Annotated in this window: 18 protein-coding genes; 9 read left to right on the forward strand and 9 right to left on the reverse strand. The window is 73.1% G+C overall.

Annotation, left to right across the window (positions count from 1 at the left end):
• Positions 1 to 12: 12 nt before the first annotated feature.
• The 3 genes from QE401_RS22170 to QE401_RS22180 all read left to right on the forward strand — a co-directional run bounded on the left by QE401_RS22170 (position 13) and on the right by QE401_RS22180 (position 3,930).
• Positions 13 to 378: a N,N-dimethylformamidase alpha subunit family protein gene (locus QE401_RS22170; protein WP_307140378.1), complete on the forward strand. Its 366-nt coding sequence runs from the start codon at positions 13 to 15 to the stop codon at positions 376 to 378.
• The gene (locus tag QE401_RS22175; protein ID WP_307140379.1) at positions 375 to 2,699 is read left to right on the forward strand and encodes a N,N-dimethylformamidase beta subunit family domain-containing protein; all 2,325 of its coding nucleotides are present in this window, start codon (positions 375 to 377) and stop codon (positions 2,697 to 2,699) included. Before QE401_RS22170 ends, QE401_RS22175 begins: the two co-directional genes overlap by 4 nt.
• 244 nt (positions 2,700 to 2,943) lie before the next feature.
• On the forward strand, positions 2,944 to 3,930 hold the full coding sequence (locus QE401_RS22180; RefSeq protein WP_307140380.1) for a sensor histidine kinase: 987 nt from the start codon (positions 2,944 to 2,946) through the stop codon (positions 3,928 to 3,930).
• Between the two features lie 234 nt (positions 3,931 to 4,164).
• Here QE401_RS22180 and QE401_RS22185 read toward each other — a convergent pair whose 3' ends face one another.
• Positions 4,165 to 8,676, reverse strand: a complete 4,512-nt coding sequence (locus QE401_RS22185) for a choice-of-anchor I family protein (protein WP_307140381.1) — start codon at positions 8,674 to 8,676, stop codon at positions 4,165 to 4,167.
• A 192-nt stretch (positions 8,677 to 8,868) separates the two neighbouring features.
• Between QE401_RS22185 and QE401_RS22190 the strand changes: the two genes are divergently transcribed.
• A complete protein-coding gene (locus tag QE401_RS22190) occupies positions 8,869 to 9,588 on the forward strand; it encodes a hypothetical protein (RefSeq protein ID WP_307140382.1) in 720 nt (239 codons plus the stop codon).
• Here the strand turns inward: QE401_RS22190 and QE401_RS22195 are convergent.
• Together QE401_RS22195 and fdhD are read right to left on the reverse strand one after the other, a co-directional pair.
• Complete coding sequence (locus QE401_RS22195) at positions 9,585 to 11,228, reverse strand: FAD-dependent oxidoreductase (protein ID WP_307140383.1); 1,644 nt, start codon at positions 11,226 to 11,228, stop codon at positions 9,585 to 9,587. The genes QE401_RS22190 and QE401_RS22195 overlap by 4 nt on opposite strands.
• Before the next feature lie 71 nt (positions 11,229 to 11,299).
• A complete protein-coding gene (fdhD, locus tag QE401_RS22200; RefSeq protein WP_307140384.1) occupies positions 11,300 to 12,142 on the reverse strand; it encodes a formate dehydrogenase accessory sulfurtransferase FdhD in 843 nt (280 codons plus the stop codon).
• 313 nt (positions 12,143 to 12,455) lie between these two features.
• Between fdhD and QE401_RS22205 the strand changes: the two genes are divergently transcribed.
• Positions 12,456 to 14,210, forward strand: a complete 1,755-nt coding sequence (locus QE401_RS22205) for a solute carrier family 23 protein (RefSeq protein ID WP_307140385.1) — start codon at positions 12,456 to 12,458, stop codon at positions 14,208 to 14,210.
• A gap of 18 nt (positions 14,211 to 14,228) precedes the next feature.
• Here QE401_RS22205 and QE401_RS22210 read toward each other — a convergent pair whose 3' ends face one another.
• From QE401_RS22210 to QE401_RS22230, 5 genes are all read right to left on the reverse strand, one after another.
• A complete protein-coding gene (locus QE401_RS22210) occupies positions 14,229 to 15,275 on the reverse strand; it encodes a serine hydrolase domain-containing protein (RefSeq protein WP_307140386.1) in 1,047 nt (348 codons plus the stop codon).
• A 258-nt stretch (positions 15,276 to 15,533) separates the two neighbouring features.
• A complete protein-coding gene (locus QE401_RS22215) occupies positions 15,534 to 16,433 on the reverse strand; it encodes an NAD(P)-dependent oxidoreductase (RefSeq protein WP_307140387.1) in 900 nt (299 codons plus the stop codon).
• Positions 16,434 to 16,531: 98 nt separating this feature from the next.
• Positions 16,532 to 17,542, reverse strand: a complete 1,011-nt coding sequence (locus tag QE401_RS22220; RefSeq protein ID WP_307140388.1) for a LacI family DNA-binding transcriptional regulator — start codon at positions 17,540 to 17,542, stop codon at positions 16,532 to 16,534.
• 51 nt (positions 17,543 to 17,593) lie between these two features.
• Positions 17,594 to 18,364 (reverse strand): SDR family oxidoreductase, encoded by a 771-nt coding sequence (locus tag QE401_RS22225; RefSeq protein ID WP_307140389.1) that lies wholly within the window; start codon positions 18,362 to 18,364, stop codon positions 17,594 to 17,596.
• Between the two features lie 174 nt (positions 18,365 to 18,538).
• Entirely contained in the window at positions 18,539 to 19,315 is a 777-nt protein-coding gene (locus tag QE401_RS22230) for an SDR family NAD(P)-dependent oxidoreductase (protein ID WP_307140390.1), read from the reverse strand.
• Between the two features lie 127 nt (positions 19,316 to 19,442).
• Between QE401_RS22230 and QE401_RS22235 the strand changes: the two genes are divergently transcribed.
• Both QE401_RS22235 and QE401_RS22240 read left to right on the forward strand, forming a co-directional pair.
• Positions 19,443 to 20,429, forward strand: coding sequence for a Bug family tripartite tricarboxylate transporter substrate binding protein (locus tag QE401_RS22235; RefSeq protein WP_307140391.1), 987 nt, complete (start codon positions 19,443 to 19,445; stop codon positions 20,427 to 20,429).
• The gene (locus QE401_RS22240) at positions 20,426 to 21,769 is read left to right on the forward strand and encodes an MmgE/PrpD family protein (RefSeq protein ID WP_307140392.1); all 1,344 of its coding nucleotides are present in this window, start codon (positions 20,426 to 20,428) and stop codon (positions 21,767 to 21,769) included. The genes QE401_RS22235 and QE401_RS22240 overlap by 4 nt, the downstream gene beginning before the upstream one ends.
• Here QE401_RS22240 and QE401_RS22245 read toward each other — a convergent pair.
• On the reverse strand, positions 21,756 to 22,730 hold the full coding sequence (locus tag QE401_RS22245) for a Bug family tripartite tricarboxylate transporter substrate binding protein (protein ID WP_307140393.1): 975 nt from the start codon (positions 22,728 to 22,730) through the stop codon (positions 21,756 to 21,758). The genes QE401_RS22240 and QE401_RS22245 overlap by 14 nt on opposite strands.
• 215 nt (positions 22,731 to 22,945) lie before the next feature.
• On the opposite strand from QE401_RS22245, the gene QE401_RS22250 reads away from it, so the two are divergent.
• Positions 22,946 to 23,278, forward strand: a complete 333-nt coding sequence (locus QE401_RS22250; protein WP_307140394.1) for a carboxymuconolactone decarboxylase family protein — start codon at positions 22,946 to 22,948, stop codon at positions 23,276 to 23,278.
• A gap of 5 nt (positions 23,279 to 23,283) precedes the next feature.
• Positions 23,284 to 24,216: an NAD(P)-dependent oxidoreductase gene (locus QE401_RS22255; protein WP_307140534.1), complete on the forward strand. Its 933-nt coding sequence runs from the start codon at positions 23,284 to 23,286 to the stop codon at positions 24,214 to 24,216.
• Positions 24,217 to 24,248: the final 32 nt, after the last annotated feature.

Below are 24,248 nucleotides of genomic sequence, written 5' to 3' on the forward strand. Positions count from 1 at the left end.
GCGGAGCGCGCCATGCTGGTGAACGACCCCGCCGCGGCGCATTGGCCGGTCGATGCCACGCGGCTCGACCTGGCGCTGGAATTCCGCCGCCGCCCGCGTGGCCCGCATGGCGAGGCGCTGCAGAAGCTGCTGCACCGCATGCGCTGGTGGGGCGATGCCGATGGGCCGGCGCGCTGGGCGCTGCTGGTGGTGGAGCCCAACCGCCGCTGGATGCTGGCGCAGCTGCCGCGCCGGCGGGGCGAGGCGGTGCGCGTGCTGCCAAACCAGGTCTTCACCACGCTGGCGGCGGCGGAATGGGAGGTGTTCAAACGCCGCTGGGAGGCGCTGACCAGCGCGCCCCTGCCGCGCGAGATCGGCGAGGGAGAGGCCGGCACATGAGCGATGAGAGCGATCCGCAGCGCCACCTGCTGCTCGATACGAATTCGGTGCTGGGCTATGCGTGGCCGATGATCGTCTCACCGGGGGAGGAGATCGGCTTCCACCTCTCCAGCGCGACGCTGCCCCGGGCGGAGGCCGCGCTGCTGCGGGTGCGCTGCGCCGATCCCGATCCGGACGGGCCGGGGCTGCAGCTCCATCCCATGCACTCGGCCATCGACGGTATGGTGGCGCTGCGCGAGCAGCCTTTGCATCCCGGCTCCTGGGCGGAGATCGCAGAGGCGCCGGCGCTGGAGGCGCTGCGCGGGCTGTCCGCCGCCGCCTTCCTCTGGCCCACCGCCCCCGGCCTCGCCTATGCGGGGGAGGCGGAGCAGACCGTGCTGGCACAATGGTGCGACGCGCGGGGCGAGGGCTGGCGGCTCGGCCTCGATGCCGAAGGCCGGCCGGAATTCGTCGTCGCGGCGGGGGGCGAGACCTGGCGCGTCACCGGTGAGCGGCCCTTGCTGGAGCGCGAATGGGTGCTGCTGGGCGGGGTCTGGGACGGCGCCGCGCGCCGCCTGCGCCTGGTGCTGCGCAGCCTGGACCGCCAGGGCGGGCGCGACCGCACCGCCGAATACGACGCGCCCGGCCCGGCGGCGCTGCCCGCGCTGCCCGGCGTCGCGCTCTCCATGGCCGGCCATGCGGCGGGGCAGGGCAGGGGCGCGCGGCGCCTGCTGGACGGCAAGATCGACCGGCCGCGCCTGCACGCCCGGGCACTGGCGGCCGAGGCGCTGCACCGCCTCTGCGACGGGCTGCAACCGGCCGCCGCCGATCCGGATCTGCTGGGCGCCTGGGATTTCTCCAAGGGCATGGCGACCGAGGCGGTGCAGGACCGCTCCCCCTGGCACCGCCATGGCGTGCTGCATCAGGGGCCGACCCGCGCCATGACCGGCGCCAATTGGGACGGCTCGGTGCGCGCCTGGACCGAGGCGCCCTGGCAATACGGCGCCATCCATTTCCACCGCGACGACATGGCGGAGGCCGGCTGGCAGGCGGATCTGCGGCTGCGCATCCCGCCCGATTGGCGCAGCGGCTTCTACACGCTGCGGCTGCGCGCCAGCCCGCCGGGCGCGCCGCCGGTGGAGAGCCATGTCGCCTTCTTCCTGCGCGCGCCCATCGGCCGGCCGCGCGCGCGGCTCGCCTTCGTCGCCAGCACCGCGACCTTCCTGGCCTATGCCAACAGCGCGCTGCGCCTCGACCAGACGCATACCGAGGCGATGCTGGAAGGGCTGCTGGCGCTGTCCGGCGACGATGCCTATCTGCAGGCGCATCGCGAGCTGGGCCTGTCCACCTACGACACGCATGATGATGGCAGCGGCTGGTGCAGCAGCGGCGCGGCGCGGCCGATCCTGAACATGCGGCCGCTCGGCGCCACCTTCAACTACGGCAACGACACGCATATCCTCGACTGGCTCGAGCAGCAGGGCATCGATTACGACCTCATCACCGACGAGGATATCGACCGGCACGGGCTGCGGGTGCTGGCGCCCTATGCCTGCGTCATCACCGGCTCGCATCCCGAATATGTCTCGCGGCCGATGCTGGATGCGTTCGAGGCCTATCAGGCCGGCGGCGGGCGGCATCTCTATCTCGGCGGCAATGGCTTCTACTGGCGCATCGCCTTCCACCCGGCACAGCCGCACCGGATCGAGATCCGCCGCGGCATGACCGGGCTGCGCACCTGGGAGGGCGAGGCGGGCGAGGACCACCTGGCCTTCACCGGCGAACCCTCCGGCCTGTGGCGTGGCCATGGGCGGCCGCCGCAGCGCCTGGTCGGCATCGGCATGGATGGCCAGGTCTTCACCGCCTCCGCCCCCTATCGCTGGCTGGAGGGGGCGCGCGACCCCTCGCTGGCCTGGCTGACCGAGGGGATCGACCTCGACGCGCCGCTCGGCGACCAGGGGCTGCGCGGCGGCGGCGCGGCGGGGCTGGAGGTGGACCGGGTGGAGCCGACGCTGGGCTCGCCGCCCGGCCTGGTGCGGCTGGCGACGGCCGACCGGCTCGGCTATGGCGGCGTGCCGGTGCCGGAAGAGGTGCGCACCCTGCATCGCGGGCTGATGGGCGACCAGAATGCCTGGCTGCGCGCCGATCTGGTGTTCTTCCCCACGGCGGCGGGCGGCGCGGTGTTTGCCACGGGTTCCATCGCCTATGCCTGCGCGCTGAGCTGCCAGGGCTATGGCAACCCGGTCAGCCGGCTGACCGGCAATGTGCTGCGCCGCTTCCTCGACCCCGCCCCCTTCCCGGCGACCCCGGAGGCCCCCCCGCGCCAGGGGCGCCATGGCTGAAGGCCGCGCCGGTGCGGCAATCTCCCCATCCCGCCGTCAAGGGCACAGAATGACCGCATGGCGTGGCGTTGGACGCAGTTCAGTCAAAGCCGCGTGAGCAGGGCGGCGACAAGGTAGAACAGGGCAGTATCCCGCCGGATTTCTTCGGTGCGAAGGGGGCGGGGGGGCGGATCTTGTGGGTTTGACTTCCTGAGGATAAGGTCGTGCTTCACGAGTATACGCGTCTGCCATCGGGAGCGTCACCATGCCTCGCCAGGCTGCGCAGCATCTCCGGGAGGACGGCATCGCCGGGCTGATCACCCGGCATGCCATCGAGGCCATCTTCCTGCTCGACAGTGAGGGGCGCACCGTCTTCGCCAACCCCGCCGCCGAGGCGATGTTCGGCTGGTCCGCCGAGGAGCTGAGCGACCGCAAGCTGCACGACATGCTGCACCATCACCATCCGGATGGGCGGCCCTTCCCGATGAGCGACTGCCCGCTCGGCCGTGTCTTCAGCACCGGCGAGAGCCTGCGTTCGCATGAGGACGTGTTCTTCCACCGCGATGGCCGTCCCATCGACGTTTCCTGCTCCAACGCCGCCGTGCTGCGCGAGGGCAAGGTGATCGGCGGCGTGCTGATCGTGCGCGACATCTCCGAGCGCCGCCTCTACGAGCGTCACCGCCAGCTGCTGCTGGACGAGCTGAACCACCGCGTGCGCAACATGCTGACGGTGGTGCGCGCCATCGCCAACCAGTCGCTGACCGGCGGCGACATGGCGGCGGCGCGCGAGGCCTTCCTGGCGCGGCTGGATGCCATGGGCGATGCGCAGGCGCTGCTGATGCAGGAGGGCGGCATCGACGCGCCGCTGCGCCATGTGGTGGAGCACGCGCTGCGCCCCTTCCGCGCCGGGGAGGGCGCGGTGCGGCTGGAGGGCCCGCCCGTCAGCCTGCCGCCGCGCAAGGCGCTGACCCTGTCCATGGCGGTGCATGAGCTGGCGACCAACGCCACCAAATATGGCGCGCTGTCGCGGCCGGGCGGGCGGGTGCTGATCAGCTGGTCCGGCCAGGACACGCCCGCCAGCCCGCTGCGCCTGGTCTGGCGCGAGGAAGGCGGGCCGCCGGTGCGGCCGCCGCGCCATATCGGCTTCGGCACCCGGATGATCCGCCAGGCCCTGGCGGTGGAGTTCGAGGCGGAGATCGACCTGGATTTCGAGCCGGACGGGCTGGTCTGCACCCTGCGCCCGGCGGCCTGAGCCGGCATCCTGGCGGCGGCCGGCCCGGAAGGCCGGGCCGCGGCCGGGGCGGGCCCGGCGATCAGCGCCGATGCCCCCTCAAGCACACCACATCGATTCATCACATAACAAATATTATGTAACTTATTTGATGTGCCTGATGGGCTTCCAGCCCGGGGGCTACCCGCCGCCAGCCTCGCACCAAGGCGCGCCGCGGGACGGCCGGGAGGCGCCGAGGGCGCCTCCCGCGCCGGCTCAGGCGATCACGGCATGGGCCATGCGGCCTTCCTGCAGGCCGAATTGCAGGAAGTGCAGCAGCGGATTGACCTCCGCCTCGGCCACATCGGCATTGGCGGCGAGATAGGCCGCCGTGTCGAAGCCGGCGCTGGCGGCGCGGCCCTCCCGCCAGCCGAAGGCGTTGTAATGCGCCAGCGCGTCCAGCCCCGCCCCGGCGACATCGGCATTGGCCGCCAGGTAGTAGCCGGTGTCGAAATAGGCATTCGGGTCGCGCTGCTCGTCGCGGCCGAATTCCTGCCAATGGCCGCGCGCATCCAGCCCGGCCCGCGCCACATCGGCATTGGCCAGCAGGTAGTAGCCGGCATCGAAGCCATCCGCCTCCACCTGGCCGACCGCGGCGGCGATGCCGCGGCCCTCGGCCCGGCCGAAGCCCAGGTAATGCGTCAGCGGATCGATGCCATAGGCGGCGACATCGGCGTTGCGCGCCAGATAGGTCTCACCATCGAACAGGGCGGAAGGATCCCGCCCCTCCTTCCAGCCGAACTGCACATAGTGGTCGAGCGGGTTGAGGCCGGCCGCGGCCACGTCGCGATGGATGGCCAGATAGGCCTCGCCGTCGAACAGCGCGTTGGGGGCGCGGCCTTCCTTCCAGCCATACTCCCGGTAATGCGCCAGCAGGTCGGTGCCGGCGGCCAGCACATCCGGGTTCTGCGCCGCGTAATAGAGCGCATCCAGCAGCGCATGGCCGTGGTCGAGCCTGACGCTGCCATCGGCGAACTCGATCCGCTCGATGCCGCTGGCGCGGATCACCTCGCCCGAGGCACGCAGCGTGATGCGGCCGACCGCATGATCCACCGCATAGGCGGCGATGCCCTGGCCCAGCACCAGCGTGTCGAAGCCGGCGCCGCCCTCGACGATGTCGGCGCCGCCCAGGCCCTGCAGCCGGTCATCGCCGGCGCCGCCGCGCAGCATGTCGCGCCCGGCGCCGCCGGTCAGCGTCTCGCCGCCATCGCCCGCCTGCTGCTCCGCCGCCAGCACCCCATCCTCGCGCAGCGCCAGGTTCTGGATGCGGCCGTCGCCGCCGGCGCCGGTATCGGCCCCGGCGAAGGCGCTCTCGCGCGTGCCATGCTCGGCCAGCAGATATTCGGCCAGCGCGTCCTGCTCGGTGCCGCGGGTGGCGAAGCCGCTGCGCCCCTCGCCCAGCAGCGCGCTGCCCTGCAGATCGATGCGGTCGGTAGCGTAGAGGCCGATCGGATAGCCATCGCCGCCATCGGCCAGGTAGCTCAGCGTGGTCATGCGGATGCCGCGCGCCGCATCGCCCTGCAGCACGCCATCCTGCAGGAGGGTGTCGAGGACGAAGCCATCCTCGTCGACGATCGCCAGGTTCCGGATGCGGCTGCCGGCCACCGCCACGCTGCCATCGGCATTCAGCCGCTGCGCCGTGCCGGCGGGGTCGTAGGAGAAGACGATGCCGCCCACCTGGCCGAAGGAGCCCGGCGTGGCGCCCGGCGCGACACCGGCCACCGCATGCTCGACGATGCGCAGCAGCGCCTCGGCCGAGACGGTGACGATGGAGAGCGCATTGTTGAAGCGCAGCGAATTCTCGATGTCGAGCTGGCTGACCGCGCCTTCCGGCTTGCCGGCCTCCGGGTTGGCGGCCGGCGGCAGCTCACCCGCCTCGGCGCCCGTGCCGATGGTGCCGATCTCGGCGCGGATGCCGCCGCCATTCTTGATCGAGACGCTGACCGCGGCGTCGACCTGGCGCGCCAGCCAGAGATTGGCGTCGGCGGTCAGGTTGCCGAGATTGGTCTCCTCGCTGCGCACCTCGCCGCGGCGGCCCTCCAGGAACACCTCGGTATAGCCGAGGATCTCGCCATCCTTCTGCTCGATGACGCCGCCAATGGCGTCGGTCAGCTGCTTGACCATGCCGCCGCGCGTGCCCTCGGCATAGGCGTCGGCGTCGCCCCAGAGCGACTCCACTGTCTCCTCGGTCGCGGCATAGGCGCCGGACTGGGCGGGGTCGACGCTGTCGCGCAGGATGTTGCCCTCGGCGTCGAAGGTCACCACCAGCCGGCCGACATAGGAATACTCGTTGCCCGTGTTGACCACGGCGACCAGCCCGCCATCGGCGGCCTCGACGAAGACCGGATAGGGCTGCGCCGCGCTCTCGCTGGGCAGCAGCGTGTCGGTGCCATCGGCGAAGACGGCATGGCTGCCGCCGGCCACGATGACGTCGACGCCGCTCAGCCTGCCGGCCAGCTCCAGCTCCAGCTGGTATTGCTGCAGATGGCTCAGCAGGATGATCTTGTTGATGCCCTGCGCCAGCATCTGGTCGACATAGCCCTGCAGGATGCCGGCCAGCTCCTGCGTGTTGTTGGCGCCGCCATCGCCGGCCGGGTCCTTCACCACCGTGCCCGAGGGCGAGGAGATGCTGGCCAGCAGCTGGGTGGTGACGCCGAGCACGCCGATGGTCTGTCCATTCTCCTGGATCGTCGTCCAGGGCGCGATCTGCGCATCCGCAGCCTCGGCGTTCAGCGCGGCCGGGTCGCGCAGCTCCTCCGCCGTGGTGGCGTAGCTGGCGGCGTCGCGCAGCGCCTCGGTGAACAGGGCGCGCATCGCCGGGTCGGCGCTGAAATCCAGATTGGCCGAGAGATAGGGGAACAGCGCGCCGATCGAGGAGACGGCGCTGGCCGTGCTGCCGCTGCCCTTGATGACATCGATGGCGCTGGCCAGGGCGTTGGAGCCCAGATCCCATTCATGGTTGCCGAAGACGCTGGCCTGCACGCCAAGCGCGTTCATGATGGCGATATCCGCCGCCGCCGGATTGGCGGCCAGCCCCGCCAGCTCCTCCACCGGCACGCCGAGCAGCGTCGCATAGAGCTGCTGCAGCGCGCTGCGCACCCCGGCATCGGTGCCGGCGGCGATGAAGGGGCCGGGCAGGAAATTGTCGCCGGAGGACAGGGTGATGCTGTTGGCGACGCTGTCCTCGAGCTTGTCGATGATGGCGGCGAAGCGGCTGGCGCGGTCCACCGCGGCGAGCCCGGCCTCGAAATCCGAGGCGTGCAGGATCTGCAGGGTGAAGCTGCCATCCGCCGGCGCGGGCCGCGCGATGGCGATGGCGTCCACCGTGCCGTCGCCCTCATTCGGCGAGAGCAGCACGCCGCCGCCCTGCGCGGTCTCGACCACGCGGATGACCTCGGGCGCGTCGCCGGTGGCGATCAGCCCGGCATAGGTCACCTCGGTGGGCGAGTCGATGCGGAAGGCCATGACGGAATCGGAGCGCTCCAGCGCCACGAAGGCGTGCAGCACGCCGCCCAGCTCGACCAGCGTCACGCTCTCCGGCTCCGGCCCCTTGTTGTCGGAGCGGCCATCGTCGAACAGCTCGGGGAATTGCGCGATCAGCACGCGCTCCAGCATGTCGCCGGAATCATAGACCTGGGTCAGCCCGTCCTCGCCCACTTCCCAGATCGAGAAGGAGCGGCCGCCGAGGCTGGTGATGACGTCGATATCGCCATCGCCATCCGTGTCGCCCTCGGTGGTCAGCACGTCGAGCCGGCCGAGCGCGGCATCCGCCTGCAGCGCCGCGACCGCCTCCGCCCCGCCGAAGCCCGCCTCGTCCAAAGTGAGGTCCTTCAGCCGCGCCACATCGGTGTAGTCGCCCCATTCGCGGGCATCGCCCTCATTGGCGGTGACCAGATAGGTGCGGCCCTCATGGATGAAGCTGGCGATGCCGTCGGGCATGTAGAGCCCCTGCACCGGCGCGTTGACGATGGCGCCGCCGCCATCGCGGTCGGAGGGGTCGAGCCCCTGCCCCGTCGCCGAATGGTCCTTGCTGCCGAGGCCGAACACGCCGGTGTATTCCAGGCTCTCCAGGTCGAGCACGGCGATGGCGTTGTTCTCCTGCAGCGTCACATAGGCGGTGCGGCCATCCTCGGAGAGGGCGATGTATTCCGGCTCCAGGTCGGTGGCGGCCAGCGTGCCGGCCGGGCCGGTGATGCGCACCCCGGCGGCGCGCAGCGCCGCGGTGTCGAAACCCTCGAAGCCCAGGAAACGGCTTTCGCCGGTCGCCACATCGATCACCGCGACGCCGCCCGGCGGGTCGATGGCGTAGTCATCGGCGGGCTCGCCCTCGATCGCCACCAGCAGGCGGCTGCCATCGGGGGTGAAGGTCACCATGTCCGGCACGGCGCCGACGCTGACGGTGCGGACCAGGCTGGCGCCGCTGCCATCCGCGGCCAGGCTGTAGAGGGCGACCAGCCCGTCGCTGCCGGGCTCCGGCCCGTCGAAGGCCACGGCCAGCACATCGCCCTGCACCGCCACGCTGTTGCCGGTGCCGAGCTCGCCCAGCGCCGCGGCGGGCAGCGAGAAGGCCAGGCTGCCATCCGCCATGCGCAGCGCGTCGACGCCTTCGGGCCCCAGCACCAGCACCAGCTGGCGGGCCGCGTCGAAGGCGATCACCTCGGCGCTGCCAGCGGCACCCCCGCTCGCAGTGTCGTGGCTCCAGAGCGGAGAGGTCTGCAGGTCGGACATGAAGGATTCCCGGTTCGCAATCCAGGCCAGCGCCTTAGACGCGGCCCGGGCGGGCTTCATGCATGGTTCCGTGACATTTCTTCATGCGCCGTCCATCCGCGCGCCATGTGCCGCGCCCCGAGCGGCTGTGATTTGCCCGCGCCGCCGCCCTGCCCGAGGCTGCGCCGCCCCGCCCCGCTCCCAGGACCGATCATGGCCAACCGCGCCGCCCTGCTGCTGTCGCCCGCGCCGCACCCCGATGCGGAACCCGACGCGGCCGGCCAGGCGCGCCTCGCCTATAGCGGCGCCTATGCGACGCCGCCCTTCTGGTATGCCGCGCTGGACGAGGCCGCACTCGAAGGCTGGGAGGCGCGCTGGCAGCGCCTGACGGTCGAGGCGCCGGCGGAGGAGGATTACGACGCCGCCACGCTCTGGCTGCCCTGGCCGGCGGCGGAAGCCCGGCTGCGGGCGGCGGCCGAGGGCGCCCGGGCGCGCGGCGAGCCCTGGGCCGAGGCCTTCGATCACTGGCGGCAGGCGCTCTCCGCCCGGGCCGCGCGCGACCGGGCGCGCTGGCTGGGCTTGGCGCTGGCGCAGATCTTCGCCCTGCATGAGGAGCCGGCAGCGATGCTGGCGGAGGCGCGCGCCGGCATCGCCCTCTTCGCCGGGCACGGGCCGGATCCGCGCTGGATCGAATGGCCGGAGGATCCGCGGCGCCTGGGCGGCGATGCCGAAGCGCCGGAAGGCGGCCCCGCGCCGGCCCGGGCCGCCGCCGGCCGCCGCCCGCTGCGGCCGCTGCTGCTGCATCTGCCCGGGGCCGCGCTGATCGCCTATGGGCTGTGGGAGGTGAGCCGCTCGCCCTGGCTCACCGCCGGCGGCGGCCTGCTGCTGCTCTACGGGCTGTGGCGGCTGCACGGCCCCGGCCGGGTGGCCTAGCCGGCCTGCGGGCCGCGCGCCGCCCCCGGCGCGGCGTTGCGCTGCGCCAGGCTGCGCCCGGCGATGTAGCCCCAGGCCATGTTCGGCCCGATCGTCGTGCCGGTGCCGACATTGCGCGTGCCGATCGGGTTGGCCATGGCCAGCCCGGCCGCGTAGAGGCCGGGGATGATGCTGCCATCCGGGCGCAGCACCTCGGCCCGCGCATTGGTGCGCGCGCCGCCCTTGGTGCCCAGGATGGCGCGGCTGAAGGGCATGGCCAGGTAGGGCGGCCGGTCGATCGGCTTGATGCCGGCCCGCCGCCTCTTGTCCCCGGCCGAGGCGGCGTCGGCCCGCGCCGGGCGGCCGAACTCGGCGTCCTCACCGGCCAGGGCGGCGGCGTTGAAGCGCGCGACGCTGTCGGCCAGGGCGTCGTGCGGCAGGCCGGTCTGCCGCGCCAGATCCTCCAGCCGGTCGGCGCGGCGCAGCCAGGCGGGGTCGGCGGCGGCGGCCCAGCGCACCGGCGGCACTTCCAGCATGCGGGAATCGGTGATCACCCAGGCCGGCAGATGCAGCGGCTGGCCGGCGGCGTCGCGGCGGTCCAGCACCTCGCCGATGTTGAAGGTGAGTTCATTGACGAAGCGGCGGCCGCTGCGGTCGACCAGCATCGCATAGGGCTCGGTGTGGAAGGGCACGGGCTGGGCCAGCAGATGCCCCTCATAGCGGGTGGGGACGGAGGGGGTGAAGGTCGCCTGGTCCATGCGCGCCAGCGCCGCGCCAGCGGCGGCCGCCATGCGCTGCCCATCGCCGGTGTTGGCGGGCGGGCTGCCGCGATAATCCACCGGCCCCGGAAAATGCCTTTGCAGTTGCGCCGGGTCCCATTCGAAGCCGCCGGTGGCCAGCACCACGCCGGCGCGGGCGGTCCAGCTCTCCTCCCGGCCTTGCCGGCGGATGCGGGCGCCGGTCACCGCGCCCATCGCATCCTGGGTCAGCGCCAGCGCCTCGGCCTGCAGCACCACCCGCACACCCGCATCGAGACAGCCGCGCAGCAGGCCGGTGACCAGCGCCGTGCCCTTGCCACGGCTGTTGGTCAGCAGCCGCCAGAGCAGGCGCGGCCAGAGTTCGAAGGCGGTGCGGTAGGGACGGTGGTAGAGATCGGTCGTCACCGCCTCGTGGTAGGTGAAGATCTCCGGGATGGTGGAACGGCGGATGCGCAGCGCGTGGCGCCCGGCGCGCCAGCGGCTGAGCGGCAGGGGCGAGAGCATGCGCCCGCGCGGCAGCGCCCCCGGCAGGGTGCGCAGCGGGTCAGGCTCCGGCGTCAGGGCGAAGCGCAGCGGCGTGTTCTCCTCGACGAAGCGCAGCATCCGCGGCGCCGCCTCGACGAAGGCCTGCCAGAGCGGCGCCTCCTGCTCGGCCCAGCCCGCGGGGGCGGCGGCGTGCAGATATTCCAGCGCCGCCTCCGCGCTGTCCGCGATGCCGGCCGCGGCGGCGTGGTGGTTGGCCGGGATCCAGGTGCCGGCACCCGACATGGCCGAGGTGCCGCCGAGCCGGTCGGTCTTCTCCAGCACCGCGACCGAGAGCCCCTGCCGCGCCGCGGTCAGCGCCGCCACCAGCCCCGCCGCGCCGGAGCCCAGCACCAGCACATCCACCGCCCGTTCCGCCATCCGCCCTGCCCCGCCCGCGACCACCCTTCGCTCATCGCATCAAGCGGCACGGCGCGCCAGGGCAGCGCGGCTCAGCCATGCGCCGCATAGGCCACGCGCCCGCCATGGCAGAACACGTCGAAGCCGCCGCCACGGGCGCGGGCGATCAGCGTCATGCCGCAGGCCTCGGCGCTGCGCAGCGCCAGGGCGGTGGGGGCGGAGACGGCGATCAGCACCGGCGCGCCCAGGATCGCCGCCTTCTGCACCATCTCGACCGAGACACGGCTGGTCAGCAGCACGGCGCCGCGCCGCGCATCGATGCCGCGCCCGACCAGCGCGCCCACCAGCTTGTCCAGCGCGTTGTGGCGGCCGACATCCTCGCGCAGCGCCACCAGCCCGGTGCCCGGCCCCTCGCCCGGCACCCAGAAGCCGGCGGCGTGCAGCGCGTGGCTGGCATGGTGCAGCGCCTGGCCGGCCGAGAGCGCCGCCAGCGCCGCCGGGATCGCCGCCGCGTCGACCGAGGCGCCGCCGGGCGGCAGCGCCGGCAGCGGGCGCGCCGCCTCGGCCAGGCTTTCCAGCCCGCACAGCCCGCAGCCCACCGGCCCGGCCATGTGGCGGCGGCGGCGGCGCAGCGCCGTCTCGCGCTCCGGCGCCAGCTCCATGCGCAGCTCGATGCCGGACGGGCGCTCCAGCACCTCCAGCTCGGTCAGCTGGGCCGGATCGGTGACCAGCCCCTCGGTCAGGCTGAAGCCCAGGGCGAAATCGGCCAGGTCGCGCGGCGTGGCCATCATCACGGCGTGGCTGGCGCGGCCATAGGTCATGGCCACCGGCATTTCCTCCGGCAGCAGATCGGCGCGCGGGCGCGCCGGGCGGGACGGCTCCTCGGCGGTCCAGCGCAGCGGCGTGCAGGGGATGAGGGGTTGTGGCGTGATCATGCGGGGTCCCTCCACGCCCGGCCGGCTGCCGGGGGGCGCTGGGCTAAACACCCGGGCGCGGCAAAAGGCGGCATGACCAGGGCCGTTTGCGGGCGCGGCCGGCGCCAGGGCCGACCGCGCCGGGGGTCGACAGCGCCGGTGGTTTGGTCAGAAGCTGTGACCCAGGCCGGCCGCCGTCGCGGGCGCGCCGCGGCCGCGACCCCCGTGCCCGCCCGACGCCCCGCCGCCAGGAATCCGCGATGCGCCCGCCTTGCCCCCCTCCGACGCCGGCCCGCCTGGCCCGGACCCGCCCCGACCGGAAGGGCGTGGCGCGTTGAAACCCGGCCCCTGGCTGGCGCTGCTGGCGCCACCCCTGCCGCCGCGCCGCACGCCGGAGGACATGGCCTATGGCCTGGCCGACCGGCCGCCCGCCGGCGTGCTGCTCGGCATGGGGCTGCAGCATGCGGCGCTGGCCATGGTCTTCGCCCTCTACGCCGCCATCGCCGGGGCGGCGATGGGCTATGCGCCGGCGCAGATCACCGCCTATGTCAGCGCCACCATCTTCGTCATGGGCTGCGCCACACTGCTGCAGGCGCTGCCCTGGCGCTTCGGCGCCGGCATGCCGCTGGTCACCATCCCCGGCGCCGGGCGGCTGTCGATCCAGGTGGCGCTGGCGGCGCAATACGGGCTGGGCGCGGTGATGGGGGCCACGCTGGTGGCCGGGCTGCTGACGCTGGCCTTCGCCCGGCTGGTGCCGCGGCTGCGCCCGGTCTTCCCGCCCGAGGTGATCGGCGTGGTGCTGGTGATGATGGGGCTGAGCCTGGTGGCCGGCGGCGTCTCGCGCAGCGTCGGCATGGCCGGGCCCAGCCACGCCCCGGCCCTGCCGGAGATGGCCGCGGCCAGCGCCACCCTGGCCGCCATGGTGGCGCTGGCCATCTGGGGCAGCCCGGCCTGGCGGCGCGTCGCCATGCTGGGCGGCATCCTGGCCGGCACCGCCATCGCCTGGGCGAGCGGGGCCGGCGGTGGCGCCAGCCCGCCGCAGACCGCGCTGGTGGCGCTGCCGCTGCTGGGGCTTGCCCTGCCGCGGCCGGAATTCCTCCCCGTGCCGATCCTGGTGATGGCCATCTCCCAGTTCATCATGGTGATGGACCAGATGGGCGGCACGCTGTCGATGGACCGGCTGACCGATGCCGGCTGGCGCCGCGCCGATCTGCGGCTGGCGCGGCGCTCGATCTCCGGCCTCGGCCTGGCCACCCTGCTGTTCGGGGCGACCGGCACCGTCTCCGGCGGCACCTCGACGGCGCATATCGGGCTGGTGCATGCCTCCGGCGTCGCCGCCTGGCGGGTCGGCGTCGCCGCCGGGCTGGCGCTGATGCTGGCCAGCCTGTTCCCGCCGCTGGCGGCGCTCCTGGTGATGATCCCGACCCCGGTGGTCGGCGGCATCCTGGTCTATGCCGCCGCCTACATGATCAGCACCGGCATCGAGATGATCATGTCGCGGCTGATGACCAGCCGGCGCAGCTTCACCGTGGGGCTGGCCATCGTCATGGGCACGGCGGTGATGCTGCTGCCCGAGCTCGGCCGCGGCGTGCCGGACTGGCTGCAGGGCATCGCCCGCTCCGGCCTGATCGTCGGCGCGCTGACCGCCATCCTGCTGAACGCGCTGTTCCGCATCGGGCTGAGGCGGGTGCGGCAGACCTGGCTCGACCCGGCGCGGGAGGGCGCGGCGGCGGCCGAGCTGCTGGAGCAATGCGGCCGCGAATGGGGCCTGCGCGCCGACACGGTGGCGCGCGCCGGCCACGCCACGGGCGAGGCGCTGGAGGCGCTGCGCGAGGCCGGCATCGCGGGCCCGATCCGCCTCTCCGCCAGCTTCGACGAGTTCAGCCTGACCGTCGGACTGCAGCATGAGGGGCTGCCGCTGCGGCTGGAGGTGGCAGCACCCGAGGCCGATCTGCTGCTGCGCGAGGAGGCCGAGCTGGACGAGGCGATGCGCCGTGTCTCCGCCGCGCTGATCCGCCGCCTGGCCGACACGGTGCGCAGCGCCCGGCAGGGCGGCGGCGCCGGGCTGACGCTGACCTTCCTGCACTGAACGGCGCCGGCCGGCCCTTCAGCCGCGCGGCACCCCATCCGCGGCGGCGGCCAGCATCAGCCGCTCCAGCAGCGCGTGCAGCGCGTCGCGATGGCCGCTGCGCGCGGCGGAGGCATCGGCGGCCGAGGTCATCGCCACGCTCAGGCCACGCCCCGGCACGACATAGATCATCTGCCCGCCAAAGCCCCAGCCATAGCGCACCGCCTCGCCGCCGATGCGGCGCAGGAACCAGCCATAGCCATAGCCATCCCCGGTGAAGCGGGAGGCGGTGCGCGGCGTCCAGGCCTGCTCCACCCAGCCCTCCGGCAGCAGCCGCGCCCCGTCCGGCGCCAGGCCGCCGGTGCGGTGCAGCTCGCCGAAGGCCAGCAGGGCGCGCGGGCGCATCGCCATCTCATTGCCGCCGAGATGGATGCCCTGCGGGTCGCGCATCCAGTCGGTGATGGCGAAATCGGGCAGCCGGCCCAGCCAGTCGCGCGCCAGGGCCAGGGTCGGGCGGCCGCTGCGCCGCGCCAGGATGGCCGAGAGCAGATGGGTGGAGCCGGTGGAATAGACCATCGGCCCGCCCGGCTCGGCCTCGAAGGGCTCGGCCAGGGCGGCGCGCACCCAGTCGCTTCTGGCCACCCAGGCGCCGTAGCGCGGGCCGGAGGTGGAGCGCAGCCCGGCCTGCATCGACAGCAGATGGCCGATGGTGATGCGCCGCAGCCGCGGATCGGGCTGGCGCGGCAGGCGGTCGGCCAGCAGCGGGGCGATGGGCTGCTCCACCCCCTCCAGCAGGCCGCGCCCGATGGCGATGCCGACCAGCGCGCTCATCACCGATTTGGAGGCGGATTTGATGTTGGCCGCCGCCTCCAGCGACTGGCCGTGATAGCCGCGCGCCGCCAGCAGCCGGCCATGGGCGGAGATCGAGACGCTGCGCAGCGCCGGCAGCTGCGCCGCCTCCTCCAGCACGGCGGCCAGCGCCGGCATGTCCTCCGCCGCCTCCTGCGCCGCCGCGCCGGCGGGGCGCAGCAGCCAGGGCGATGCCGCCAGCAGGCCGGCCGATCGGAGCCAGGCACGTCGCCGCATCGCATCCCCTTCCCTGCCAGAGACTGGCAGATCGGGGCGCCGGGGCGCCGCGACAAGCCCGCCCCGGCTGGCTTCGGTCGCCGGCCGGCGGGCCGGCCCGCCAAGGCCAGGCTGGCGGCGGGAGGCGGCTTTTACCGGTAAACGCGGGCCCGGCGGGCCTGGGCTGCCGGGGGGCCGATGCCCGCGCCTGCGCCCTGCCCTGCCACACGGGCCGTGGCGCCGCCTGCCAGAGGCGGCCAGGGCGGCGCCGCGCCCGCCTCAGCCGGCGCGGCCGATCTCCACCCCGGCCCAGCCTTCGACCACCCGGGCGATATTGGTAAAATCGCTCTCCGGCCCGAAGCTGGCGCTGGTCACCGCCAGCATCTGCCGCACCGCGCTGCCCACCACCATCGGCACGCCCATCGCCTCGGCCTCGTCGACGCAGAGCCGGACATCCTTGTGCGACAGCCCGGTGGCGAAGCCGAAATCGAAGCTGCGCGGGATGATGGCGCGGGGGAATTTGTCCTGCGTCGCGCTGTTGCGGCCGCTGCTGGCGTTGATCACCTCGCACATCAGGCTGGGATCCAGCCCGGCCTTGACGCCCATCACGATGGCTTCCGAGGACACCGCCAGCGCCGCCGCCGCCAGCAGGTTGTTGCACAGCTTCATCACCTGCGCCTGGCCCGGCTGCTCGCCACAGAAGAACGCCTTGCCCAGCAGGCCGAGGATCGGCGCCACCTCCTCGAAAGCCTCGCGCGGGCCGGAGACCATGATCGCCAGCGTGCCGCGCTCCGCCCCGGTGATGCCGCCGCTGACCGGCGCGTCGATCACCACGCGCCCCTTCCCGGCGAAGGCCTCGGCCAGCAGCCGCGCCACGCGCGGCCCGGTGGTGGAGAGGTCGATGAAGCGCCGCGCCCGCTGCCCCTGCAGCAGCCCCTCGGGCCCCAGCCCCACCGCGCGCACCGCATCCGGGTTGGGCAGGCTGCCCAGCACCCAATCGGCGCGGTCCGCCACCTCGCGCGGCGTCGCGGCGCGCTGCGCGCCGCGGGCCAGCAGCGGCGCCAGCGCCGCTTCCGAAGTGTCGCAGACCACCAGCCAATGCCCGGCCTTGATCAGCCGCGCCGCCATGCGGCTGCCCATCTGCCCCAGCCCGACAAAGCCCAGCACCTGGCCCGACATGACGATTCCCCTCCGCTGCCTTGCCTCGGGTCTAGGCAGCCGGCGGCCGGTCGACAAGCGAAATATGTTATCGATACCGTCAGACTAAGGGACGCGCCTCAGCTGCTGCCGCGCTGGATGATCTCGAAGCGCAGATCGACGATCCGCCGCTCGGTCGAGCGGCCCTGGATGCGGTCCAGCAGCATCTCCGCCCCGCAGCGGCCGATCTGCGCGCGCGGCAGCCGCAGCGTGGTGATGCCCGGCTGCAGATGGCCGAGCAGCTCCAAATCGTCGAAGGCCGCCAGCGCGACGCGCTGCGGCACCTTCCAGCCGCGCCGCTGGCATTCCAGCAGTGCCCCCACCGCCAGCACATCGCCGGCGAAGAAGATGGCATCCGCCGGCGCATCCGCCTCCACCAGCCGCGCCACGGCCTCCGCCCCCGATTCCAGCCCGGGCGGCCGTTCCAGCACCAGGCGCGGATCGGCGGGCAGCCCGGCCTCGGCCAGCGCCGCGCGATAGCCGCGCTGGCGGTCGCGGCTGCGGTCATTCTCGGCCGAGGGCAGCGTCACCAGCGCGATGCGCCGATAGCCCAGCCGCGCCAGATGCAGCGTCATCGCCCGCGCCGCGTCATGGTTGGAATAGCTCACCACCATGTCGAGCGGCGCTTCCGGCAGATTGCCGATCTCCACCACCGGCACGCCGGCGCGCTGGATCATCGCCCGCGCTGTCTCGGTATGCGTCGCGCTGTGCAGGATCAGCCCGGCCGCCTGCTGCGCCAGGAAGGCGCCGATCAGCGCCTCCTCCTCGCGCGCATCGCTGCCGCTGTCGGCGATCATCAGCTGGTGGCCGCTCTGCCGCAGCACCGCCGACACCGCCTGGATGGTGGTGGAGTAGAGCGAGTTCTCGATGCCCGGCACCACCAGCCCGACCAGGCTGGTGCGGCGGGAGGACAGGCTGCCCGCCAGGCGGTTCGGCAGATAGCCCACCGCCTGCACCGCCGCCTGCACCCGCGCCAGCACCTCGGCCGAGACCTTGGCCGGGTCGTTCAGCGCGCGCGACACCGTCATGGTCGAGACGCCCGCGGCCCGCGCCACATCCTGCATCCGCGCCAGCCGCGCCCCGCCGCTCATGGCAGGGCCTGGCCGGGACAGGGGCGAAGGAGGGCGTGCATCCGCCCGCTTCTACACCGCGCGCAGCCAGCCGCCATCCACATCCAGGATCGCGCCCTGGACGTAGCTCGCCTCCGGGCCCGCCAGAAAGGCCACCGCCGCCGCGATTTCCTCCGGCAGGCCGAAGCGGGCAATGCCGGATTCCGCGGCCAGCGCCGCCGCCGCCGGCTCCATCTCCAGCCCGCGCTCCCGCGCCATGGTGGCGATGCGTCCCGTGAGGCGCTCGGTGCGGATGCTGCCCGGGTTGATGGCGTTCACCCGCACGCCGTCCGTCACGCCGCGATCGGCCAGCGCCTTGGTCAGATTGATCAGCGCCGCATTGACCGAGCCGCCAATGGTGAAATCGGCGCTGGCCAGCCGCCCGCCAATGCCGGCGATCAGCACCGCCGAGCCGGAGGATTGCACCAGATGCGGCCAGGCGGCGCGGCACAGCCGCATGCCGCCGAACAGCTTCAGTGCGTAGCCCGATTCCCAGGCCTCGTCGCTGAGCTGCAGGAAATCGCCCCGCTGGGTGGCGCCGGCGCTGTGCACCAGCACATCCAGCCGGCCGAAGGCGGCGATGGCGGCCTGCACCGCCTCCCCCGCCGCCTCGGGGCGCGACAGATCGGCGGCGAAGGGCACGGCGCCCGGCAAGGCGGCCGCCTCGGCCTGCAGCAGATCGGCGGAGCGGGCCACCAGCATGACCCGCGCGCCGTCCGCCGCCAGCCGCTTCGCGATGGCCAGGCCAATGCCGCGGCTGGCGCCACTGACCAGGGCAGTGCGGCCTTCGAAGCTTCGGGTCATGCGGGGCGTTTCCTCTGTTGTTTGAAGAGAAGATGTTCTTTTTTGAAAAAAAGAACCAAAAAACTTTTTTTCAGTTTGGCGTCCCGCCTGGACGGAAGACGGCGGCAGCCTGAAAAAGTCTTTTTGCTTCTTTTTCTTCAGAAAAAGAAGATATCTTTAGCTGAAGAAGAAACCTTAGCTAATCGACCAGCCCCCGTCGACCGGCAGCGCCGCCCCGGTGATATCGCCTGCCGCCTCGCTGCACAGGAAACCCACCAGCCCGGCCACTGCCGCTTCCTGCACGAAGCGCCCGCTGGGCTGCTTCCCGGCCAGCACCTCCGCCTCCGCCGCCGCACGGGCGGCCCCGGTTTGCATCGCCGCCTGCACCCGCGCCTCGATCCCCGGCGTCAGCGCCGTGCCGGGGCAGAGCGCGTTGCAGGTGATGCCCTGCCGCGCCGTCTCCAACGCCACAGCCCGCGTCAGGCCGAGCAGCGCCGTCTTGGTGGTGACATAGCCGGCGCGGTCCGCCGCGCCGATCAGCCCGTAGATCGAGGACATGTTGACGATCCGCCCCCAGCCGCGCCGCCGCATGCCGGGCAGCGCCAGGCGGATGGTGTCGAAGGCGGCCGAGAGGTTGACGGCGATGTCCGCATCCCAGGCCGCGCGCGGCAGGGCGTCGACCGGCGCGAAATGCCGGCTGGCGGCGTTGTTGACGAGGATGTCGATCTCCCCCGCCGCCCGCATCAGCGCTTCGGTCTGCCCCGGGTCGCGCAGATCGGCGGCGCGATAGGCCACCGCCACCCCCTGCGCCTGGGCCAGGCTGGCGGCCACCGCCGCGCCCTCCACCGCCTCGGCAAGCCCGTGCAGCAGGATCTCGCACCCCTCCGCCGCCAGCTGCCCCGCGATCGCCAGCCCCAGCCCGCCCGTGGCCCCGGTGACCAGGGCGCGCCGTCCCTCCAGCGCCCGCCTCATGCCCTGTCGTTCCGCAATTGACGGTTCCCGCCCCAGAGGTTCAGATTGTTATCGATACCACAATACAGACGGCCGCGGCGGGGCTCAAGCCATCCGGATGCCGACGGGCCGCATCAGGAGGACCTCCATGCCAGACTTCCCGCCTTTGCGGCGGCGCGGCCTGCTCGCCGCCGGCCTTGCCACCCCGCTCGCCCTGGCCCGCCCTTCCCTGGCGCAGCCCGCCTGGCCGCAGCGCCCGGTGCGGCTGCTGGTGCCCTATTCCCCGGGCGGCGGCACCGACATCTTCGCCCGCGCCCTGGCCGAGGGCCTGTCCCAGGCGCTGGGCCAGACCGTGCTGGTGGAGAACCGCGCCGGCGCCAATGGCGCCATCGGCTCCGAGATGGTGGCGCGCGCCGAGCCCGATGGCAGCGTCTTCCTGGTCGACACCGGCAGCCTGGTGATGAACCGCTATGTCATGCCGAGCCTGTCCTATGAGGCGCTGCGCGATTTCGCGCCGGTCTCGCTGCTGTCGCGCTACCCGCTGCTGCTGACGGCCTCGGTGAAGGCGCCCTTCGGCGATGTCGCCGGGCTGGTCGCCGCGGCCAGGGCGGCGCCGCGCAGCATCGGCTTCGGCACCTCGGATGCCGCCATCTCCTATGCCGGCAATCTGTTCACCCGGCTGGCCGGGATCGAGATGGTGGAGGTCTCCTATCGCGGCGCCGCGCCGATCCTGAATGATCTGGTCGCCGGCCATCTGCCTACCGGCTGGAACAGCACCGTCGCCGCCGCGCAGCACCTGGCGGCGGGGCGCATCCGGGCGCTCGGCGTCACCACCACCGCGCGCACGCCGCTGCTGCCCGAGGTGCCGACGCTGCAGGAAGCCGGTGTGCCCGGCTATGATTTCGCCGGCTGGTACGCCATGGTCGGCCCCGCCGGCCTGCCTCCCGCCATCGCCGCCCGCATGCACGAGGCGGTGCTGGCCGCGCTGGAGATGCCCAGGGTGCGGGAGCGGCTGCTCTCCATCGGCGCCGATCTCGGCACGCTGGGCCCGGCGCCGCTGGCCGCCTTCCTGCGCGAGGATGATGCCCGCTGGGCCGAGGCCGCGCGCCAGGGCCTGATCACGAGGGCGCAGTGACCGCCTCGGCCAGCGAGGCGCTGGGCGCCTTCATCGCCGGCAGCCGCCCGGGCAGCCTGGACCCGGCGCTGCGGCATGAGGGGAAGCGCGCCTTGCTGAACTTCTTCGGCGGCGCCCTCGGCGTGGCGCGGGACCCGGCGGTGGAGGTGGCGATCCGCGTCATGGCCCCCTTCTCCGGCCCCGGGCGCACCACGCTGATCGGCCGCGCCGAGCGGCTAGACGCCATGGGCAGCGCCTTCGTCAACTGCATCGCCGCCAATCTGCTCGACTATGACGACACGCATCTGGAGACGGTGATCCACCCCACCGCCGCGGTGGCGCCGCCCCTGCTGGCGCTGGCCGAGTTGCGCGGCCTGTCCGGCGCCGCGCTGCTGCACGCCTTCATCCTGGGGGCGGAGGTGGAGTGCCGCATCGGCTGCGCCGTCTCGCCCGGGCATTATGCGCGGGGCTGGCATATCACCTCCACCTGCGGCGTGTTCGGCGCGGCGGCGGGCGCGGCCTGGCTGCTGGGGCTGGACGCGGCCGGCTGCGCCGCGGCGCTGGGCATCGCCGCCAGCCAATCCGCCGGGCTGGTGGAGAACCTCCCGACAGCGGCCAAGAATGTCGGCATGGGCAATGCGGCGCGCAACGGGCTGCTGGCGGCGCTCTTCGCCGAGGCCGGCTACAGCGCCGCCCCCACCGCGCTGGAAGGCCCTCTGGGCTGGGCCCGCGCCATGGGCGACGCGCCGGACACGGCCCGCATCACCGCGGGGCTGGGCCGGCATTGGGAATTCGCCCGCATCACCTACAAGCCCTATCCCGCCGGCATCGTCTTCCACGCCGTCATCGACGCCGCCCTGGCGCTGCGCGAGCACGTCGCGCCTGACGCCATCGCGGACATCATCATCGCCGGCGACCAGCTGCTGCTCGACCGCGGCGACCGGCCGCTGCGCAATGCCCGCGATGCACGCGTCAGCATCCACCACGCCGCCGCCATCGGCCTGCTGCGCGGCAGCGCCGGCGTCGCGGATTTCTCGGAGGAGGCCGTGGCCGACCCGGCCCTGGCCGCGCTGCGCGGCAAGGTGCGGGCCGAGCTGGACGCCAGCCTGCCGCGCGGCGCCGCCCGCGTGACGCTGCGGCTGAAGAATGGCACGCAATGCGAGGCCATCGTGCAGAACCCGCGCGGCAGCGAAACGCGCCCGATGAGCGACGTCGAGCTGGAGGGAAAATATCGCGCCAATGCGCCGGGGCCGCAGGCGGCGGCGCAGATCGCGCGGCTCTGGGCGCTGGAGGAGGCGCGCGACATCGGCGCGCTGATGCGCGCCTTCGCCGCGCCCGGTCCCGCCCCTATTGCGGGGTGATGCCGGCCTCGCGGGTGATGCGGATCCAGCGATCCACATCCTCCGCGATGCGCCGGCGCAGCACCTCCGGCCCGCGCTCCTCCGCCGGCGGCGCGGTGGTCGCCAGGTCGGCGAAGCGCGCCGTGACATTGGGGCTGGCCAGGGCTGCCTCCACCGCGCGCACCAGCCGCTGCACCGCGGCCTCCGGCATGCCGCGCGGCCCGACAATGGCGTTCCAGATCACCATGTCGAAGCCGGGCACACCGGCCTCGGCGAAGGTCGGCACATCGGGCAGCTGCGCCAGGCGCTGCGGCCCGGTCACCGCCAGGGCGAAGGCGGTGTTGCCGCGATGCGCCGGGATCATCGTCACGGTCTGGTCGATCACCGCATCAACGGTGCCCGAGGCCAGGTCGCCCATCGCCGGGCCGGCGCCGCGATAGGGCACCAGCGTCGCCTGCAACTTCGTCAGGGACAGCAGATAGGCGGGCGCCAGATGGCCGGTGGTGCCGGTGCCCGGCGTGCCGAAGGTGACGCCCTCGCCGCGTTCGCGGATGCGCGACAGCAGCGTGCGCAGATCGCGCACCCCGGATCGGGTGCTGACCGCGATCACCATCGGCACATTGGCGACGATCGAGATCGGCGTCAGATCCTGGCGCGGGTCGAAGCCCAGCTCGCGCGTGATCGCGACATTCGCCGCCAGCGAGCCGAGATTGCCGAAGCCGATGACATAGCCATCCGAGGGCGAGCGCACCAGGCGCTGCATGCCGACGATGCTGCCCGCGCCGCTGACATTCTCCACCACGACATTCTGGCCGAGATCGGCCGCCATGCCCTGCGCCATCAGCCGCCCCAGCGCGTCCAGCGTGCCGCCGGGGGCGGAGGGCACGATCATGGTCACGGGCCGCGCCGGAAACTCCTGCGCCAGGGCCGGGCCGCCGCAGCACAGCGCCAGGATGGCGGCGCACCGGAATACTGCTCGCATGGGATGGGTTCCTCCTGCCGGTTCTTCTTGGCGCGGCGTCGTTGCGCCGCGTGCCCGCAGGCAACCATGCCGCCGGGGTGCCGGCAATCTTTTTGTCTAACAATCTTACGACGCCTTGCCCTCCCCTCCACCCGGCCATAAGCTCGCGGCCGGGAAGAAGCGCCAGCCGGGCGCGGCGCAGGGCCGCGCACCGCACCGCGCAGGAGTGTCCAAGAATGAGCAAGCCGATCCCGCAATCCGCGCAGCGCGACCGCGTGCGCAAGACCGTGCCCGCCCTGGTCGCCTATACCGAGGGCGTGGTCTACAGCGATCTCTGGGAGCGCGAGGATCTCTCCAAGCGCGACCGCAGCCTGGTGACGGTGGCCGCCCTCGTTGCCACCTACCGCCCCGAGCAGCTCAGCGTGCATATCGGCCGCGCCCTCGACAATGGCGTGACGCAGGAGGAGATCGCCGGCGCCATCACGCATCTCGCCTTCTATGCCGGCTGGCCGGCGGCCATGTCGGCGGCGCAGGTGCTGACCGAAGTGCTCGAGAAGCGGGGCGCGTGAGCGCCATGCGTGTCGGATTCATCGGCCTCGGCACAATGGGCGCCAGCATGGCCGCCAATCTGGCCAGGGCGGAGGGCGTCGCGCTCACCGTGCACGACATGCGGCGCGAGGCCGCCGCCGCGCTGCTGGAGGGCGGCGCGCAATGGGCGGAGAGCCCCGCGGCGCTCGGCGCGGGCTGCGAGGTGGTGTTCACCTCCCTCCCCGGCCCGAAGGAGGTCGAGGCGGTGGGCAGCGCGCTGATCGGCAGCATGGCGCGGGGCGGCATCATCGTCGACATCTCGACCAATGCGGTTTCCGCCGTGCGCGCGCTGCATGCGGCGGCGGCGGAGCGCGGGCTGCATGTGCTGGACGCGCCGATCAGCGGCGGCCCGCGCGGTGCCGCCAGCCGCAAGCTGGCCTTCTTCGTCGGCGGCGACCGCGCCGTCTTCGACCGCGTGCGGCCGCTGCTCAATGCCATGGGCGACCGCGCCATTCTGGTCGGCGAGATCGGCGCCGGCAGCATCGCCAAGCTGGCGCACAACCTCTCCGGCTATGCGCTGAACGCCATCATGGCGGAGGTCTTCGCCATGGGCGCCAAGGCGGGGCTGGAGCCGCTGGCGCTCTACGCCGCCATCCGCCAGGGCGTGCATGGCCGCCGCCGCACCTATGACGGCGTAACCGAGCAATTCCTGCCCAACAGCTACGACCCGCCGGCCTTCCAGCTGCGCCTGGCGCACAAGGATGTCGCCCTGGCCTGCGCGCTGGGGCGCGAGGTCGGCGTGCCGATGCGCTTCGCGGCGCTGACGCTGGAAGAGATGACCGAGGCGCTGAACCGCGGCTGGGGCCATCGGGATTCCCGCTCCGCCATGCTGCTGGAGCTGGAGCGCGCGGGGGTGGAGATCGCCGTGGATCGCGCGAAGATGCAGGCGGTGATCGATGCGGACGGAAAAGACTTTTAGAAAGTAAGGGTTCTTTTTTGGAAAAAAGAACC

The sequence above is a fragment of the Pseudoroseomonas cervicalis genome (genome assembly GCF_030818485.1).
GTDB classification, from domain to species: Bacteria; Pseudomonadota; Alphaproteobacteria; order Acetobacterales; family Acetobacteraceae; genus Pseudoroseomonas; species Pseudoroseomonas cervicalis_A.

Coding starts and splice junctions, on each gene's coding strand:
- QE401_RS22170 (WP_307140378.1), top strand. CDS start 13: ATGCTGGTGAACGACCCCGCCGCGGCGCATTGGCCGGTCGATGCCACG.
- QE401_RS22175 (WP_307140379.1), top strand. CDS start 375: ATGAGCGATGAGAGCGATCCGCAGCGCCACCTGCTGCTCGATACGAAT.
- QE401_RS22180 (WP_307140380.1), top strand. CDS start 2,944: ATGCCTCGCCAGGCTGCGCAGCATCTCCGGGAGGACGGCATCGCCGGG.
- QE401_RS22185 (WP_307140381.1), bottom strand. CDS start 8,676: ATGTCCGACCTGCAGACCTCTCCGCTCTGGAGCCACGACACTGCGAGC.
- QE401_RS22190 (WP_307140382.1), top strand. CDS start 8,869: ATGGCCAACCGCGCCGCCCTGCTGCTGTCGCCCGCGCCGCACCCCGAT.
- QE401_RS22195 (WP_307140383.1), bottom strand. CDS start 11,228: ATGGCGGAACGGGCGGTGGATGTGCTGGTGCTGGGCTCCGGCGCGGCG.
- fdhD (WP_307140384.1), bottom strand. CDS start 12,142: ATGATCACGCCACAACCCCTCATCCCCTGCACGCCGCTGCGCTGGACC.
- QE401_RS22210 (WP_307140386.1), bottom strand. CDS start 15,275: ATGCGGCGACGTGCCTGGCTCCGATCGGCCGGCCTGCTGGCGGCATCG.
- QE401_RS22215 (WP_307140387.1), bottom strand. CDS start 16,433: ATGTCGGGCCAGGTGCTGGGCTTTGTCGGGCTGGGGCAGATGGGCAGC.
- QE401_RS22220 (WP_307140388.1), bottom strand. CDS start 17,542: ATGAGCGGCGGGGCGCGGCTGGCGCGGATGCAGGATGTGGCGCGGGCC.
- QE401_RS22225 (WP_307140389.1), bottom strand. CDS start 18,364: ATGACCCGAAGCTTCGAAGGCCGCACTGCCCTGGTCAGTGGCGCCAGC.
- QE401_RS22230 (WP_307140390.1), bottom strand. CDS start 19,315: ATGAGGCGGGCGCTGGAGGGACGGCGCGCCCTGGTCACCGGGGCCACG.
- QE401_RS22235 (WP_307140391.1), top strand. CDS start 19,443: ATGCCAGACTTCCCGCCTTTGCGGCGGCGCGGCCTGCTCGCCGCCGGC.
- QE401_RS22245 (WP_307140393.1), bottom strand. CDS start 22,730: ATGCGAGCAGTATTCCGGTGCGCCGCCATCCTGGCGCTGTGCTGCGGC.
- QE401_RS22250 (WP_307140394.1), top strand. CDS start 22,946: ATGAGCAAGCCGATCCCGCAATCCGCGCAGCGCGACCGCGTGCGCAAG.
- QE401_RS22255 (WP_307140534.1), top strand. CDS start 23,284: ATGCGTGTCGGATTCATCGGCCTCGGCACAATGGGCGCCAGCATGGCC.